Origin of the sequence: Sulfolobus sp. E5-1-F, from assembly GCF_009601705.1 — an archaeon.
In the GTDB taxonomy this organism is placed as follows: Archaea; Thermoproteota; Thermoprotei_A; order Sulfolobales; family Sulfolobaceae; genus Saccharolobus.
Genome location: NZ_CP045687.1, coordinates 1,582,788 through 1,596,715, shown reverse-complemented (window position 1 = coordinate 1,596,715; position 13,928 = coordinate 1,582,788). Strand labels below are relative to the sequence as shown.

Here is a 13,928-nt window from a genome sequence, read left to right as displayed (position 1 = left end):
CCATCACTTCTTAGATTTTTCTAACTTTTCTCGCCTTCTTGGATCACTCAAATCTAGCCTAGTTACTATTACTTTAGATGCATGAATCCACACGTATACTGGTGTTCCATCAGCTTTTTTCGTTGTTATCCCTTCTATTGCTAATCTTCCAGTTTTAGTATCAACTTGAGTTACCTTCCCTTCCTTTCCACTATGACTTCCACGCATAACTCTGACAGTATCACCTTTTCTCACTCTAATGCGTTTTATACCATATTGAGAAGCAATCTCATCAGAGACTCTAGCAATTAACAACTTCTTCCTTTGATGTAATGGTAAACTGTATAAGAATTTCCTCTGTTTAGAAGGTTTAAGAGATACCATGTTTTTACACCACCAATGTAGCAAGACTTGCTATTTTTGGCCATCTTTCAGCTGCTTCTCTTGCTATTGGACCCCTAACTTCAGTACCTTTTGGTGTTCCGTCTGGATTTATTATAACTACTGCGTTATCTTCAAAAGAGATCCACGTACCATCAGATCTTCTATATGGCATTCTTTGTCTTACGATTACTGCCCTAAACTTCTGTTTTCTAACCTCTGGTGTTCCTCTCTTGACTGACACCATAACCATGTCCGCAATATTGGCGAATGGGACCCTTCTCAGAACACCTCTATAGCCATAAACTCCAATTATCATTGCTTCTTTTGCTCCACTATTATCAGCAACGTTAACTATTGAATTATGCTGGAGACCTGGCGTTAAACCTTTTCTAGATCCTAAAACTTGAATCTTCTCTGACACTTTAACTCACCTTGCTTAATACTACAAAACTTATAGATTTAGAAAGAGGTCTGCATTCACCAATTATAACTTTATCTCCTTCTTTAACATTAACACATGGTGGCACATGAGCGTGTATCCTACTTCTTCTCCTTTCATACCTCTTATATTTCGAATCATAGTATAAGTATTGCCTTTCTATAACTGCAGCTTTAGTACCTCTATATTTTACAATTACTCCTTCCAGTGTAATACCCCTAACCCTCAATGATCCGTGATAAGGGCAATCTTCATCCTCACATGCTTTCTCAGGAATAGTAACGTTAGGTATTCCCGGGTCCTTTACTAACTTCCCCTTAGATCCCATCTAACTCACCTAAATCCTTTTCCAAGGTTTTCTTACCAGCTTATAGCCACCTATTATAAAAGACTTACCTTTAAAAGTTATCTCAAATATACCATGAGCTTTAAATATCCTTATAACCTTGTTTTCACCTTCTAATCTAACCAAAAACGTTTTTTCTGTCTCTAGTAAAATAAGCCCTTTTCTAGAAATTAGAGAGGGATCGATATACCATAAAATCTTGATATTAGAATTGATATAATCTAAGATCATGAAACATTTAAAATTATTTATTCTCAACTTTTGTTTTTGCTTTACCTTCTCTCTTCTTCTCACTTAAAACTGTTAATATTCTTGCTATGTCTTTTCTCGTATTTCTAATGCTAGCAGTATTCTTTAAAGTTCCCATTCTAGCTTGCACTCTAAGTTTGATTAGTTCCAACCTTAGCTCATTCACCTTTTTTAACAGCTCTCCTTTTTCCATTTTCCTTAACTCTTCAAGATCTACTGTCATTCTTTCTCACCCTCGCCTTTCTCCTCACTCTTTTGTGAGGATTCGTCAATAAAAGTTACATTAGTTACTGATACCTCTTGAGGAACGGAAGGAGATTCTTTCAAACTGATTTTATCTTCAATCTTTAATGGTTTAGTTATAACTACCTCAACACCAAATATTCCGGGTTTCAACATCGCTATTGCAACCGCCCTATCTATCATTTTCTCTAATTGTTGTCCGCTCTTATAGACAATACCCTCTTTTAACTTCTCATATCTTGCCCTTTCTGTAGTGAGCTTACCACTTATTATTATTTCCGCACCTAATGCACCGGCATTCATAATTCTTCTCATTGATATGAAGGCTGCTCTCCTAAAGTGATATCCTTTTTCTAAAGCTATCGCTAACCTAAATGCCATTACTCTAGCATTAAGCTCTGGGTTCTCCACATTGGTTATTGTAATCTGTGGGTTCTCTAAACCAAAAACTTTTTCAAAAATTTGGGCAAGCTGTTTTATATTTCTTCCACCCCTTCCTATTATCATTGAAGGTCTCCCTGCATATATTATAACTCTGGTTCCAATTGGAGTTTTCAACACCTCTACTCCTGCATACTCAGCATTATAGTATTGCTTAGCTAGATACTCATCAATCTTGACTTTTACTATAGACTTCTCAAGGAAATATCTCTTGATATTCGGTATCTTACTCCACCTCCTCTAAGATTACCTCTACGTTAGATGACCTTCTATACTTTGCAGTAGCTCTCCCAAATGCTCTGGGCATATATCTTTTTAATGTTATACCCTTATGGGCAGCTATATGCCTTATAATTAATTTATCAACATCTAGCCCTTTATTAGTTGCATTAGCCTCAGCGTTTTCTAATAGCTTTAATACATACCTTATAGCTTTCTTTGGATATCTACCTGCCTTTATTTTCCACTTTGCAGATATATTAGCCTTATGTGATGCACCCTTATTATATCTCCAGAATGGTAATGCTTCCTTTTCTTCTAAAACTCTATTTAGAAAATCTTTCGCATCATTAAGATACATTCCCCTAATAGCTTTGCAGACGTTGTAAAGATCCCTTATGGACGCAGGAACATCTCTAATTACAGCCTTTGCAATTTTCAACTCATCGAGATTTAATTGAGGATAATTCCAACTTGCCATAGCTAATCATCCTTTCATTGCTAAGAATAAACTTGATCTTGTAGCCTTTAACCCTGGCTCTCCATGCTCAACCTTCTTGGTTGTTACTGAATATTCTCCCAGATAATGGCCTATCATTTCTGGTGTAACTGTAAATTCAACAAATTCCTTTCCATTATACACAGCCATTTTAAGGCCAATTAGCTCTGGTAATATAACTAAGTTTCTAACATGCGTCTTTATAGTCTTATTAACCTTTCCTTCCCTTCTATATTTCCTTACTTTTTCCAGCAAGTGCCTTTGCGCATCAGTAAATCCGCGTTTTAATGATCTCCTTTGCCTTGAAGGTAGTAACTTAATAAACTCATCCATTGGCATATTTAGTAACTCATCTATACTCTTACCTCTGTATTTAAAGTTCTTCCATTCAGGTGGTATTTCTAATGACATCTAATTTCACCTATTCCCTTTTTCATTTATAAAATTCACTTACCCTCCTTCCTCCCTGTTCTCCTTGCTGCAATATGACCAACTTTTCTACCTGGAGGAGCATTTCTAGATACCGTAGAAGGTCTACTTACGCTCTGATGTAGCCCACCACCGTGAGGATGATCGACTACGTTCATTGCAACTCCTCTCACAATAGGCCATTTCTTGGCCTTTACTTTGTACTTCCAATAATTAGCCCCAGCCTTCAATAGTGGTTTTTCTATAACTCCACCTCCAGCCACTACACCCACAGTAGCTCTAGCTTTATTCGAAACTGCTTTTATTTTATCTGAAGGCAATTTAATTAGTACTTTATCACCGCTCTTGCCTACTACTACTGCATATGAACCAGCACTTCTAGCGTATTTGCCCCCATCTCCAAAATTTTCTTCAACATTACATACTATTGTACCTTCTGGCGCGTCACCTATCTCTATAATATTACCATTAGCTATTGGGGATCCTTTACCAAATTCGATCTTCTGGTTAACAACCAAACCTTGAACTGCTTGGGTCAAAAACTTAGTTCCGTTCTCTAATTTTATGATAGCAACTGGTGCATTCATACCTGGATTATGCACAATGTCTATTACCTTACCTACAAGATGTCCAAATATGTTAGGATATCTTACCTTGCCTATTCGTAGCCAACCTGGACTCCTAAAAGTTGGAGAACCCTTTCCTGCTCTCTGCTGTAATAACTTCTTACCCATTCTATATCACCTCACAAGATGCCCAATCTATGGGCTATATCACTTGCTTTATATTCTGGTGCCAATTTTACATATGCCTTCTTGTAACCTTGAGGCGTTATAACCACGTTAACTTTTACCACCTTAACACCAAATAATCTCTCAACAGATTTCTTAATGTCACTCTTTGTATCAGTCTTATCTACTATTAATGTGAGCGTATTATAAGCCTCAATAAGTTTTAATGCTTTCTCCGTAGCTAAAGCCATTTGAATCATTTTAACTCACCAATCTCCTACTCAATCGCTTATCTAAAATATTTATGCTACTTTCAGTGTAAATAGTAAGCCTGCCCGGATGTGCACCTGGAGCCAGATGAATAACACTCACATCTTTAGCGTTAACTACGTCAACTCCAGCTATGTTTCGTGCTGCCTTTATTATTGGAGAATTAGTGTCATGTGCTATAATCAATGGACCTACCGGTTCTTTATATTTTCTTCCTCTCATTTTACCCTTTCCAGCTCTTATCTTAATCCTCTCTTTAACTCTCTTTACATCATCATAAACACCTATTTTCTCTAAAAATTCTTCCACTTCGCTTGCAGTTTTTAGATTAACAATATCATCAGCTACTATTATAGGAAAACTTACTGTATCTTTAAATACATGTCCCCTAGCTATAATAAAGGCTTTATCCGCTGTAGCGCTCAACGCACTAATTACTGCTAATTGTTTTTCCTTATCGTTTACCTCTTCTACAAGTTTTTTATCTATCAAAGGTGGAAACGCTAATCTACCACCTACGGTATTAGGTGCTAAGGCAGCTTCTCCAGAATTTTTTACTCTAGGAACTCTTGCCATACCTAAATTTATTCCAAAACTCTCAGCTGATGTTCTTTTGCCTGCCATAGGGTCTCTGCCTTTCGGTTGTAGAGAATGTGTAAACTCCGCTAAAAATACTCTTCTTATTATATCTTTTCTAACTGGAAATGAAAAAATTAAAGGTAACTCAATATCTTTTACCTTATTTCCATCTTTATCTAAAATTACAGAGTTTTTCTTAATTAGCTCTAAATACATTTAACTCACCCTTGCTGACTTAAAATGTTAATATAAGTTATCTTAGGAGCACTTTCGAAAACATAAGAAGGTCTAATCGGATCTCTTAAGAATATTGGCCTCTTCTTTGAACCTAATATAGAGCCTTCTAACAAAATATACGTGTTCCTAACTATTCCGTACCTAACAAAACCACCTGCAGGATTTATCTCCTTAGAATCATCCCCAATTTTTATAATTCTCTTATTATATTCGGTTCTTCTGTGAAAACCTAACTGACCTGGCTGAGGTGTATAGCTAGGTGTTCCTAAAGATGGGCCTCTAGTACCTATTTTCCTACTTCCTTTTCTATGTTTATGCCACCTAGGTAATTCCACTACACTATACCTTTTTATCACACCAGCGAAACCTTTACCTTTAGTAACTCCTATAACGTCTATTAGTTGACCCTCCTTGAAAACGTCTCTAATTGAAATTTCCTTTCCTAAAACGTTTAATGCGTAATCTAGTTGTGCTTTCTTTTCTCCTCCACCTATTTGGATCTCTACCAGATCTGGTACTTTTTTACCTAATGATGGAATCTTCCTAGGTTGAGTAGCGACTAAGAGCCTAAAGTAGACTATTCTATCTAGGTTAGATTTGATAAGATCCAATTTACTACTAAACTTTTCCTCAAACTTCTTTTTATTTTCATCATTTTTCAAAAAGAATGAAAGAGAATGAATTCTTCTCGTGATATCCAAGAACTGTAAAGAGGAGGGAGACCAATATTCTGTTATCACGTTTGGTTCACCTTTACCATCCACTGCGTAGGCTCTCAATGCCAACGGTATAATTGGAGGTACTTCTAACACTGTAACTGGCATATATATTTCTTTACCATTAGTAGGAGAATTAGGCCAATCATCAATCATAAAAACATGTGTCATACCAACCTTATATCCTACAAAGCCTAACAATTTTGGATTCTGTGAATTTATTTGGGGCCATGTTCTAGGTGTTGGTAATAATTCAGATGATCTTTTTCTAGGTCTAAGACCAGCTGATCCACGTCTAGGTGAGGCTAACTTTCGGTGACCCATTCTTAATCCCCGCTAATTGCTATTTCACCTATCACTCAAGCATTATAAATCTAACTTAACAGAAGGTTTAGAATAGAAAGAGAATAAGCCAATGCCTCTTCCGCCCTTATATCTAAAACTCCTTGTTTAATTACGAAGTTATATGACTTATCCAAGTATTGCTTACCTAACCTTTGTAATAGATTTCCAGCAGGTGGTCCAATAAGCAAGGTAAGGCCATATTTATTGTATAAGTTAGTCAACTCTTCCTTTGCCTTTAAGGGATTTTTGCCATTCCTACTAGCAATTATAAGATTATCAAAATCGAGTATCTTTTTAAAATCTATAAACTCATTTTTAACTCCGCTATAATAGAAAACATTATAATCAATATAACCGAGTTTTAGGGAGTCAGTAATCAGAATTGACTTTGATGATGAAGTTATTCTCTTATTTAAACCGAAATCACCCTTATATCCTAATCTTATTTCACCTTCAGCAACTTGTTTAAAAATGAGGTGATATGGTATTGTCAAGGGACTCATTAAACCAACTTTCTTTAAATTACGACTTATAGGAACATATTTTTTAAGATAAGGAGGTAAAATAGCGTATTTCGTAATATCTTTAATTATTTTTTCCAAGGTATTAGAATTGACGGAGTCTGTTATCCAGTAAATTTTATTGACCCTAAATGTATTTGTAACTCTGAGTATAAATGAAAGTTTTAACGTAATTTCAAGAAGAGAATTTTCAACATCAAATATAGATAAAAAAAGAGCAACATTTAAGGGCTTATATCGTGGAAAAGGAAACATCATGTAGACTTCTTTATCCCTATTATATAAGATTCTCCTTCTATATCCCAATCCATAACGATATCTCCTTTAGCCTCACCCAAAATTATCTTATTACCCCTAGTCTCATTCTTAATAAATTCCTCCCACTTTTGAATGGTTTTTACTCTTTCTTCTGGCGCTTTTATACTAATCTCAATGTAATCTACAACATTTAGCTTTAGTTGCTTTCTCATAAACTGTATCCTCCTTATGATATCTCTAACTAATCCCTCTTCTTCCTCACTCTCTGAAATTTCCTTACTTATGACTACTATCCCTTGGGTAAATTTAGATGAAACATAACCTTCAATTGTTTCTTCTGAGATATTAACATGGGAAGTATTAAGTATTATATCAACATTATCTATTTTAGCTACGTGCTGTTTTTTATTAAGTATATCTATAGCTATTATATCACTATTTTTTACAATATAATCCAATATCTTAGGCGACATACTTTTGTACTCTTTCCCTATGACCGACCTATTAGGCTCTACCTTATATTTACTGAAGCTTTTGAACCCTTCTATTTTACCTATTTCTATATCTTTAGCGTTTAGGAGAGATAACAAAACATCTTTTATTCTATTAACCTTAGCCAAAGTATCTTCATCTTCTATAAAAATATAAACCTTAGCTAATGGCCATCTTAGTTTTATTCCAGCTTTAGCTCTAGCGTTTAATGAAGCCTCATTTATTTCCCTAGCAACTTCAAAAGCCTTTTCTAACTCATTATCGATAAATCTCTCATCATAACTAATACTAGACTCCATTGAGACTGATTCCTTAGCATTAACTACAAAGGATTTATAGATTTTCTCTGAAATAAATGGAATTATAGTAGATGCTAATATAATCCATTGCTTCAATACAAAATAGAGAATATAGTACATTGCTATCTTATCTTGAGTGGTAGCTTCTATCCAGGCCCTCTTTCTTATTAACCTTATATAAAACCTACTGACATCCTCTACTAGAAAGTTTATCAGGTAATTAGCCATTTCATGTACCTTATAATTCTTCATTGACTCAGTTACCTTCTTTAACATCGAATTAAATCTAGATAATATCCATAAATCTTCTATCTTAGCGTATTTTATAACGCTATCAAGACTATACTTGAGCGGGTCAAAGTTATCTAAGTTCATATACATTGATGCAAACACGTATGTGTTCCAAATTATTTGTAAATCCCTTTTAGCTAGCTCTAATGCTCTCCATGAAAATTTAGCGTCCTCCCATGTAGTATTTCTGAGTAGCCATAAACGTAATATATCCCTACCATACCTTTGAATTACTATAGCAGGTTCAACATAATTACCTAAACTCTTATGCATTTCTCTACCTTGTTCATCCAGCATAAATCCATGAACTAATACAGAAGAATAGGGAGCTTTATCTAGTAGTATTAATCCAGATCTAAGCAAACTGAAGAACCAACCCCTTAACTGATCATGGCCTTCTAGAACCAGATCTACTGGACCTAATTCCTTCCATTTCTCTTGCCAATCTTTACCCAGACTAGCAAAGAAAGCCACACCACTATCAAACCAAACATCCGCCACATCAGAAATTCTCTTAGCAACTCCACCACACTTATTACATTTTACCCTTACATTATCTATCCACGGTCTATGTAAATCGTTAGGAACAGAATCTATTGCTATACTCTCTAGTTCTTCTTTACTCCCAACTACTATAACATTATTACACTTCTCACAAATCCATATAGGAAGAGGAGTTCCCCAGAATCTTTGCCTACTTATAACCCAATCTCTGAGCTCCTTAACCATGTTAGATATTCTGGATTTACCCCAATCTGGAATCCAGTTTACATTCTCTATTTCATTAAGCATTTTATCTTTTATTTTCGTAACTCTTATGAACCATTGATCAATAGCTCTAAGTATTAATGGAGTCTTACATCTCCAACATACGGGATAACGATGGGTTATCTTCCCTTCAAAGAATAAAGCGTTTTTCAATTTCAAATCGTTAATTATCACCTTAGACGCTTCTCTAACTTTCAGGCCTTTATATTTTCCACCTTCTTCAGTAAATTCCCCCCTATCATTAACAAACATTACTACTGGAAAACCATATTTCTGACCTACCATGAAATCTTCTTCACCATGTCCAGTAGCACCGTGCACGAGACCAGTACCATCAGTTAATGTAACTACATTACCAGCATCTACAACTTGATGAAAATCATCTAATCTAGTTTGAGCACTAACAAAATCTCTTAGAGGATGCTCGTACTTTATTCCTATTAACTCACTACCCTTATAGACTCTGAGTATCTTGTAGTTAGTTATACCTGCCTCATTCATAACAGCCTCTATACGATCCTTTGCAAGTATTAATACCTCACCATTAACCTCTACATCAGCATAATCATAGTCCTTATTTATCATTACAAAAACATTAGATGGTATAGTCCATGGTGTAGTAGTCCATATTAATAGATATCTGTTTTTTTCACCTTTAATCTTAAACTTAACATAGATAGAAGGATCCTCTAAATCCTTATATTCAGACACTTCATAATCTGACAGAGTTGTTTCACATCTAGGACACCAATGTAATACTGCAGTACCCTTATCTAACATCCCTTTCTCATAAGCTTTCTTAATTACGCTCCATGAAGAGCTTATATAAGAAGGGTCTAACGTATAGTAAGGATTCTCCCAATCCATAAAGACTCCAACATCCTTAAAGTTTTGTGTCATTTTAGCAGCATTAGATAATGCAAACTCTTTGCATTTATTAATGAAATTCTCTACTCCAATTTTATCTATAATTTCTTGCTTATTCGATATTCCAAGTAGCCTTTCAGTTGCAACTTCTATAGGCAATCCATGTGTATCATACCCTGGCTGGTCATGGACCTTTTTACCTAGTAATCGTTCGTAACGCAATATACAATCCTTTATTACCTTGTTCCAAATAGTCCCTATATGAGGAGTAGGGCTTGAAGGGTATGGGGGACCATCTATAAATAGGAACTTTTCCTTTCTTTTGCTTACAATATCTTTTAATTTGTTGAAAATTTTACTTTCTTCCCAAAATGAAATTATTTCCTCTTCAATCTTTTTGGGGTCATAATTACCAGTAAGAGGCTTGATTACAGTGGATAATTCAACTCACCATACCCTATTAAACTTGACAAGTTTATAAAAATTAAACTTCGTAACTAATCAAACTTTACATTGCACACATTATATATACTTATATATTTCGTCTACCATGTCCTTTAACTTAGCATTACCACCAACATCTTCCGTTAGCTTCTTCCCACTTTTGTAGGTCTCTATTATTGCATTCTCTAACGACTTAGATGCTAATAGATATCTATCCTCCTTAGATAATTCATACATTCTACTAAGCATCATTGATACAGATAACAGAAATGCGGTAGGATTAGCAATTCCTTTTCCTGCAATATCAAAAGCCGCACCATGTACTGGTTCAAACATGGATTTTCTATCTCCAATATTCGCAGATGGAGCTAAACCTAAACTCCCCGCTATCTGACTAGCCTCATCACTTAAAATATCACCATAAACGTTACTAGTCACTATTACATCAAACCGAGTTGGATCTCGTACTAAATTGGCAGCAGCTGCATCAACATACATCTCCTCAAAATTCACCTTGCCTTTCAAAACTTCCCTACAAACACTTGCGAAAAGTCCATCCGTAACTCTCATAACATTAGATTTATGAACACACGTAACTTTACGACGCCTCATTAAAGCATAATTTAATGCTATATTAACTATTCTTTTGGAGGCGAACTCAGTGGTTACTTTAATAGCTATTGCGACCCCATTAAACGGAACGAACTCAAACCCTTTGTACAAATCTTCCGTATTTTCCCTTACAATTAGTAAGTCAACATTTGGATATTTTGTCTGAACATTAGGTAGTGACTTAGCTGGTCTAATATTTGCGTACATGTCATACATTTGCCTTAATTTAACTACAACATCCATTGCGGTCTCTCCAACTGGACCTTTTAGAATCATATCCGCCTTTTCTATAACACTTAAGGTTTGTTTAGGTAAGGCTTCTCCATATTTATTTAATGCAGTATCACCAGCCTCAACTTCAATTAAGTTAATATCAAGATTGTATTTCTCTATTAACTTAGATATAATTCTTTTACTTCCTTCGTATAACTCTGGTCCTATACCATCACCAGGAATTACAGCTACTTGAAAAGTCATATGTAAAGAAAACTAGTCTAGCTTAAAACCTTTTAATCTTATCTTATTCACTATTTCTTCCAAGAGACTATAAGTATGAGGGGATGTACGCTTTATTACGCCTAATTCGTAACCTAAAATCCTAATAAGCTTTTCCAATTCTTCACCCTTATATATGTCTAATCTAGTGTAATTCACTAGAAAGTCAACCGAAATATAATCACCTCTATTATATGCTCTGGTTGGAATAGAATTTATTTCCAAATCTAGCGGTTTCACTGAAAATATTGATGGATCATTATCAGAAACCTTACTGCACTCAGCGTAAATAATATTCAGATTATTGAGTATTGGAACGTTATATTCACTATCCATATCAAAAGTTAGCTTATCTAGCATTGAAAGAATAAAAAAATCTGTATTTAAGCTTACATGTATTGAACATTTGTTGTTTTTCTCTAGATTAGAATATGTTAATGTACTCTTATATATTTTAAACTTAAGTTCACTTGCCTCTACAACTATACCAAGTGGTTTTATTATAGGTTTTATCCCTGAAGTACCTACTAACACCTCATATATCCCATCATGAGGAAAGAACATTTTTAAAAACTTCTTCATAACTCACTTGTGTTATTGCAACATCTAAAAACCTTATCTAATTATGGCGAAATAATAACTGGATCCAGTAATGAAATAAAATTAGTGAGAGAAATCAAAAAAATGCTGGAAGACAATAGTGATGAAATTAGACTAATCCCGATTAGAGTACTCAATTGGGAACAGAAAGAACTAATTTTTGAATGCGAATCAAAAACAATAACAGATATAATTTCGCTTCCTTACTCTTTATCAACTGAAATTGAAGGAAGTGTAGTAGAAAATTTTAAAGAATGTAATGATAGAAATTTAATGAAAATTAAGATACAGAATTTATATGAAATCAATAAATTATATATAGAGGCAGTAGAAAAAGATTGTTTAGGAATTATCTTTTCTCTAGATAGCGAGAAAAGAAAATTCGTGATAAAGTATGGAGACCTTCTAAGTCATCGACCTAGTTACCCACCACCGATACCAGCGTTTTATGTTAAGGAGAACGATTTTCCTCATATAAAGGGTAAGTGCAGAATATCGCTAAGAACCGATTTAAATCCTTTTGCAACAGGTTATATTATCGAAGCCATAAGAAATTCGAAAAACGAAAATAAGATAATACATATTACTGCACATCATGATCATTGGTTTAAAGGAGAGAGAGACAATCTCTTAGCAGTATCTTTATTAAGAGAATTTAGGTCTAGTATTTACGAAACACATCTAATCTCATTTACTGCGGAAGAATCAGGCTCTTTCAATTTCTCAACATTCTCATGGTCACATGGATCTAGAGAGTTTTTGAAAAATTACAAAAACGTTGACAATATCTTACTTAACATTAACATAGATAATATAAGTGAGGAAAGTTTAGCTTTAAAATCCGTCCCCGGACTTCTTGAACTCTCTAGAAAATATTTTAAAAATGTCGTTGGGACCCCTGAGATCTATAGTGATGGATACTCATACATAAAGGTTGGAATTCCAAGTATTACAATAGAGAGTTTAGGAAATATTCATTATCATGGGGAATACGACATCATAGATAATGATAGATCCAATGCATTTTCAAACGCAAGTACAGTATTAGATATAATTAATAGAATAATTAATGAAAATATAGTGTATAAAACAAGTGAAATGAAAGAGGAACTTAAAAAAGACATGGTAGAATTACCGGCAGAACTAAAATCTTACTTAGTAAATGTTGAGGATTTACTTGATAAAAATTATATGGAACCGTATAGAGAGATGATAAAATTATATGGTGGTGTGCTAGAACTTAATCAACCCTATTCTACAGTAGAATTATTTCATAAGATTAAGGGACTAAACCTTGCAAGAAAAAATGATGTTTGTATCGAGGATCTAGGATGTATAAAAAGACTGAGAAAAGATGAAATGTTTTATAGGTTTTATTCGTATTATATTAATGAATTAAAGGAATCAATAGCTAATGAATATATTAACAAAATTTACTTCATCTTAAAGAAATTCTTCTAATTGTTTAAGATTAGATATTACAAAGTCTGCATAAAGTTCGGCGTCTTTCACTTTACCTTCTCTGTCTATTAACACACTAATCATGTTAGCCTTCTTAGCTGCTAAACAATCTTTTACTGGTTCATCTCCTACAAAAACACACGAACTGGGCTCTACTGAAAACCTTTCGCATGATATTATAAACGGCTCTAAATTAGGCTTTGGTCTAATACCTCCCTCTCCAGCTATTAGTATCAAATCGAATTTATCTATTAAGGGGAAAGTCCTCAATCTACTACTTTTATTTCCACCTTCTCCATCACTATTTGTAATTATACCAAGTTTATATCCTTTACTATCTAGATATTCTATAATTTCCTTTGCATCTTCGTATGGTTCAGTTTGACTAGCAATCGACCAATACAAACTAGTCCAATCATAAAGCTGAGACTTATCTATATTAACAATATTTAATGATTTTAGAATACTCTCCCACCATTTATTTCTATTATACTCTCCCTTGCTATCTAACTTTTTACTTTCCTCCTCCACTAATTTCCTAATTATATTTATATCAATCTCTTGTTGATAATTCTCTTTTATGTATGTATATATATCCTTACTTACTGCATCCAAAGCTTCTTTAGCCTTCGTACTAAAGTCAACTAATGTATCATCAAAATCAAAAAGCACCGCCTTCACATTATTGAATATTTTATAATTAGTCGACAATTC

At 34.2% G+C, this 13,928-nt stretch carries 18 protein-coding genes; 1 reads left to right on the top strand and 17 read right to left on the bottom strand.

Annotation, left to right across the window (positions count from 1 at the left end; genetic code table 11):
• Positions 1–3: 3 nt before the first annotated feature.
• The 16 genes from rplX to GFS03_RS07950 form a co-directional block, all read right to left on the bottom strand.
• Complete coding sequence (rplX, locus tag GFS03_RS08025) at positions 4–363, bottom strand: 50S ribosomal protein L24 (protein ID WP_153423320.1); 360 nt, start codon at positions 361–363, stop codon at positions 4–6.
• Positions 364–367: 4 nt separating this feature from the next.
• Positions 368–784, bottom strand: a complete 417-nt coding sequence (locus tag GFS03_RS08020) for a 50S ribosomal protein L14 (RefSeq protein ID WP_153423319.1) — start codon at positions 782–784, stop codon at positions 368–370.
• A 1-nt stretch (position 785) separates the two neighbouring features.
• Positions 786–1,130 (bottom strand): 30S ribosomal protein S17, encoded by a 345-nt coding sequence (locus GFS03_RS08015; protein ID WP_153423318.1) that lies wholly within the window; start codon positions 1,128–1,130, stop codon positions 786–788.
• A 9-nt stretch (positions 1,131–1,139) separates the two neighbouring features.
• Positions 1,140–1,379 carry a ribonuclease P protein subunit gene (locus tag GFS03_RS08010; protein ID WP_153423317.1) on the bottom strand — a complete coding sequence of 80 codons (240 nt, stop codon included), beginning with the start codon at positions 1,377–1,379 and terminating at the stop codon, positions 1,140–1,142.
• Between the two features lie 13 nt (positions 1,380–1,392).
• The gene (gene rpmC, locus GFS03_RS08005) at positions 1,393–1,620 is read right to left on the bottom strand and encodes a 50S ribosomal protein L29 (protein WP_153423316.1); all 228 of its coding nucleotides are present in this window, start codon (positions 1,618–1,620) and stop codon (positions 1,393–1,395) included.
• Positions 1,617–2,306 (bottom strand): 30S ribosomal protein S3, encoded by a 690-nt coding sequence (locus GFS03_RS08000; protein ID WP_153423315.1) that lies wholly within the window; start codon positions 2,304–2,306, stop codon positions 1,617–1,619. The genes rpmC and GFS03_RS08000 overlap by 4 nt, the downstream gene beginning before the upstream one ends.
• Before the next feature lies 1 nt (position 2,307).
• On the bottom strand, positions 2,308–2,781 hold the full coding sequence (locus GFS03_RS07995) for a 50S ribosomal protein L22 (protein ID WP_153423314.1): 474 nt from the start codon (positions 2,779–2,781) through the stop codon (positions 2,308–2,310).
• 6 nt (positions 2,782–2,787) lie between these two features.
• Positions 2,788–3,210: a 30S ribosomal protein S19 gene (locus GFS03_RS07990; protein ID WP_153423313.1), complete on the bottom strand. Its 423-nt coding sequence runs from the start codon at positions 3,208–3,210 to the stop codon at positions 2,788–2,790.
• A 35-nt stretch (positions 3,211–3,245) separates the two neighbouring features.
• Positions 3,246–3,962, bottom strand: coding sequence for a 50S ribosomal protein L2 (locus GFS03_RS07985; RefSeq protein ID WP_153423312.1), 717 nt, complete (start codon positions 3,960–3,962; stop codon positions 3,246–3,248).
• Positions 3,963–3,973: 11 nt separating this feature from the next.
• On the bottom strand, positions 3,974–4,219 hold the full coding sequence (locus tag GFS03_RS07980; RefSeq protein ID WP_153423311.1) for a 50S ribosomal protein L23: 246 nt from the start codon (positions 4,217–4,219) through the stop codon (positions 3,974–3,976).
• Position 4,220: 1 nt separating this feature from the next.
• Positions 4,221–5,024 carry a 50S ribosomal protein L4 gene (gene rpl4p, locus GFS03_RS07975; RefSeq protein WP_153423310.1) on the bottom strand — a complete coding sequence of 268 codons (804 nt, stop codon included), beginning with the start codon at positions 5,022–5,024 and terminating at the stop codon, positions 4,221–4,223.
• A gap of 5 nt (positions 5,025–5,029) precedes the next feature.
• Complete coding sequence (locus tag GFS03_RS07970) at positions 5,030–6,085, bottom strand: 50S ribosomal protein L3 (protein WP_153423309.1); 1,056 nt, start codon at positions 6,083–6,085, stop codon at positions 5,030–5,032.
• Positions 6,086–6,135: 50 nt separating this feature from the next.
• The gene (locus GFS03_RS07965; protein WP_153423308.1) at positions 6,136–6,885 is read right to left on the bottom strand and encodes a putative RNA uridine N3 methyltransferase; all 750 of its coding nucleotides are present in this window, start codon (positions 6,883–6,885) and stop codon (positions 6,136–6,138) included.
• Positions 6,882–10,031: an isoleucine--tRNA ligase gene (gene ileS, locus GFS03_RS07960; protein WP_153423307.1), complete on the bottom strand. Its 3,150-nt coding sequence runs from the start codon at positions 10,029–10,031 to the stop codon at positions 6,882–6,884. The genes GFS03_RS07965 and ileS overlap by 4 nt, the downstream gene beginning before the upstream one ends.
• Positions 10,032–10,124: 93 nt before the next feature.
• Positions 10,125–11,135: an isocitrate/isopropylmalate family dehydrogenase gene (locus GFS03_RS07955; protein WP_153423306.1), complete on the bottom strand. Its 1,011-nt coding sequence runs from the start codon at positions 11,133–11,135 to the stop codon at positions 10,125–10,127.
• Positions 11,136–11,147: 12 nt separating this feature from the next.
• Positions 11,148–11,735: a DUF447 domain-containing protein gene (locus GFS03_RS07950; RefSeq protein ID WP_153423305.1), complete on the bottom strand. Its 588-nt coding sequence runs from the start codon at positions 11,733–11,735 to the stop codon at positions 11,148–11,150.
• A gap of 9 nt (positions 11,736–11,744) precedes the next feature.
• On the opposite strand from GFS03_RS07950, the gene GFS03_RS07945 reads away from it, so the two are divergent.
• Positions 11,745–13,214, top strand: coding sequence for a M28 family peptidase (locus GFS03_RS07945; RefSeq protein ID WP_153423304.1), 1,470 nt, complete (start codon positions 11,745–11,747; stop codon positions 13,212–13,214).
• Here the strand turns inward: GFS03_RS07945 and GFS03_RS07940 are convergent.
• Entirely contained in the window at positions 13,197–13,925 is a 729-nt protein-coding gene (locus tag GFS03_RS07940; protein ID WP_153423303.1) for an HAD family hydrolase, read from the bottom strand. The genes GFS03_RS07945 and GFS03_RS07940 overlap by 18 nt on opposite strands.
• Positions 13,926–13,928 lie beyond the last annotated feature (3 nt).

Coding starts and splice junctions, on each gene's coding strand:
- rplX (WP_153423320.1), bottom strand. CDS start 363: ATGGTATCTCTTAAACCTTCTAAACAGAGGAAATTCTTATACAGTTTA.
- GFS03_RS08015 (WP_153423318.1), bottom strand. CDS start 1,130: ATGGGATCTAAGGGGAAGTTAGTAAAGGACCCGGGAATACCTAACGTT.
- GFS03_RS08010 (WP_153423317.1), bottom strand. CDS start 1,379: ATGATCTTAGATTATATCAATTCTAATATCAAGATTTTATGGTATATC.
- rpmC (WP_153423316.1), bottom strand. CDS start 1,620: ATGACAGTAGATCTTGAAGAGTTAAGGAAAATGGAAAAAGGAGAGCTG.
- GFS03_RS07995 (WP_153423314.1), bottom strand. CDS start 2,781: ATGGCAAGTTGGAATTATCCTCAATTAAATCTCGATGAGTTGAAAATT.
- GFS03_RS07990 (WP_153423313.1), bottom strand. CDS start 3,210: ATGTCATTAGAAATACCACCTGAATGGAAGAACTTTAAATACAGAGGT.
- GFS03_RS07985 (WP_153423312.1), bottom strand. CDS start 3,962: ATGGGTAAGAAGTTATTACAGCAGAGAGCAGGAAAGGGTTCTCCAACT.
- GFS03_RS07980 (WP_153423311.1), bottom strand. CDS start 4,219: ATGATTCAAATGGCTTTAGCTACGGAGAAAGCATTAAAACTTATTGAG.
- rpl4p (WP_153423310.1), bottom strand. CDS start 5,024: ATGTATTTAGAGCTAATTAAGAAAAACTCTGTAATTTTAGATAAAGAT.
- GFS03_RS07970 (WP_153423309.1), bottom strand. CDS start 6,085: ATGGGTCACCGAAAGTTAGCCTCACCTAGACGTGGATCAGCTGGTCTT.
- GFS03_RS07965 (WP_153423308.1), bottom strand. CDS start 6,885: ATGATGTTTCCTTTTCCACGATATAAGCCCTTAAATGTTGCTCTTTTT.
- GFS03_RS07955 (WP_153423306.1), bottom strand. CDS start 11,135: ATGACTTTTCAAGTAGCTGTAATTCCTGGTGATGGTATAGGACCAGAG.
- GFS03_RS07950 (WP_153423305.1), bottom strand. CDS start 11,735: ATGAAGAAGTTTTTAAAAATGTTCTTTCCTCATGATGGGATATATGAG.